Origin of the sequence: Pseudomonas sp. NPDC089569, assembly GCF_050280625.1 — a bacterium.
In the GTDB taxonomy this organism is placed as follows: Bacteria; Pseudomonadota; Gammaproteobacteria; order Pseudomonadales; family Pseudomonadaceae; genus Aquipseudomonas.
Map to the genome: position 1 here is coordinate 1 of NZ_JBNNVQ010000240.1, position 2,003 is coordinate 2,003.

Below are 2,003 nucleotides of genomic sequence, written 5' to 3' on the forward strand. Positions count from 1 at the left end.
GCGCTGATGCGTTCGGATCGTTGAAGCGCTTTGGTGTTTCACCTCTGCAACACCGCGGCCAACCGGCCGTCCGCCTGTCAGAATTCATTCATTTGGCATCGATGCACGCCGAGCAGCAGGAAAAACTGCTGCAAGACGCCTTTACTGTTTAACGCCTTCGCGCACCTGAAACCGAATTTAAGGAACCACAGACAATGGCTATCGAGATCAAAGCCCCCACTTTCCCGGAATCGGTTGCCGATGGCACCGTTGCCACCTGGCACAAGAAGCCGGGCGAAGCCGTCAAGCGTGACGAGCTGATCGTCGACATCGAAACCGACAAAGTGGTACTGGAAGTACTGGCCACTGCTGACGGCGTGCTGGGCGCTATCGTCAAGAACGAAGGCGACACCGTTCTGTCCGACGAAGTGCTGGGCTCCATCGTTGAAGGTGGTGCTGCTGCCGCTCCTGCCGCTGCTGCTCCGGCTGCCGCTGCCCAGGCTGCTGCTCCAGCTGCCGAAGGCGAAGACGATCCTGTTGCTGCCCCGGCTGCCCGCAAACTGGCTGAAGAAAACGGCATCAACATCGCTTCCGTTGCCGGTACTGGCAAAGGCGGTCGTGTGACCAAGGAAGACGTAGTTGCAGCTGTTGCTGCCAAGAAAGCCGCTCCAGCTGCTGCGCCTGCCAAGGCTGCTGCTCCTGCCGCTGCCGCTCCGGTGTTCGCTGCCGGTGACCGCGTTGAAAAACGCGTTCCGATGACCCGCCTGCGTGCCAAGGTTGCCGAGCGTCTGGTTGAAGCCCAGTCGAACATGGCGATGCTGACCACTTTCAACGAAGTCGACATGACCGAAGTCATGGCGCTGCGTTCGAAGTACAAGGACCTGTTCGAGAAGTCCCACAATGGCGTGCGCCTGGGCTTCATGTCGTTCTTCGTGAAAGCGGCCACCGAAGCGCTGAAACGCTTCCCGGCTGTGAACGCGTCGATCGACGGTGCCGACATCGTTTACCACGGCTACGCCGACATCGGTGTTGCCGTTTCCAGCGACCGCGGCCTGGTTGTGCCGGTTCTGCGTAACGCCGAACTGATGAGCCTGGCTGAAATCGAAGGCGGCATCGCGACCTTCGGCAAGAAAGCCCGTGACGGCAAACTGTCGATGGAAGAAATGACCGGCGGTACCTTCACCATCACCAACGGTGGCACCTTCGGTTCGATGATGTCGACTCCGATCGTCAACCCGCCGCAGGCCGCAATTCTGGGCATGCACAACATCATCCAGCGTCCTATGGCGGTCAACGGTCAGGTCGTTATCCGTCCGATGATGTACCTGGCACTGTCCTACGATCACCGTCTGATCGATGGCAAAGAAGCTGTGACCTTCCTGGTGACCATCAAGAACCTGCTGGAAGACCCGGCTCGTTTGCTGCTGGATATCTGATAGAAGCGGCCATGAGCTGCAAGTTTCAAACGGCCGGAAACGGCGGTTTGGCTTGCAGCTCGCGGCTTGAAGCTTTTCGCTAAAGAGGATTTTTTGAATGTCGCAGAAATTTGACGTAGTAGTGATCGGTGCCGGCCCTGGCGGCTACGTTGCCGCCATCAAGGCCGCGCAGTTGGGTCTTTCCACTGCCTGCATCGAGAAGTACACCGACGCTGAAGGCAAGCAGGCTCTCGGCGGTACTTGCCTGAACGTCGGCTGCATTCCGTCCAAGGCGCTGCTGGACAGCTCCTGGAAGTACAAGGAAGCCAAAGAGAGCTTCAACGTTCACGGTATCTCCACCGGCGAAGTCAAAATGGACGTCGCTGCGATGGTTGGCCGCAAGGCCGGCATCGTCAAGAACCTGACCGGCGGCGTTGCTACCCTGTTCAAGGCCAACGGCGTTACTTCGATCCAGGGTCACGGCAAATTGCTGGCCGGCAAGAAAGTCGAAGTCACCAAGCCTGACGGTTCGGTTGAAGTCGCCAAATACCTGGTACTGCCACCGGACTACAAGGGCGATGTACCACCGGGCTACCTGACTTATCGCTC

2 protein-coding genes are annotated in these 2,003 nt (G+C 58.6%); both read left to right on the forward strand.

The annotated features are described in order from the left end of the window. Nucleotides 1–194: 194 nt before the first annotated feature. Nucleotides 195–1,415, forward strand: a complete 1,221-nt coding sequence (gene odhB / locus ACQKP2_RS32650; protein WP_427582357.1) for a 2-oxoglutarate dehydrogenase complex dihydrolipoyllysine-residue succinyltransferase — start codon at nucleotides 195–197, stop codon at nucleotides 1,413–1,415. Nucleotides 1,416–1,512: 97 nt separating this feature from the next. Continuing rightward, on the forward strand, nucleotides 1,513–2,003 hold a 491-nt coding region (locus ACQKP2_RS32655), incomplete at its 3' end, for an FAD-dependent oxidoreductase (protein WP_427582358.1).

What these genes read in the sequence shown, in the direction of transcription:
- odhB (WP_427582357.1), top strand. Translation starts at nt 195, where the DNA reads ATGGCTATCGAGATCAAAGCCCCCACTTTCCCGGAATCGGTTGCCGAT.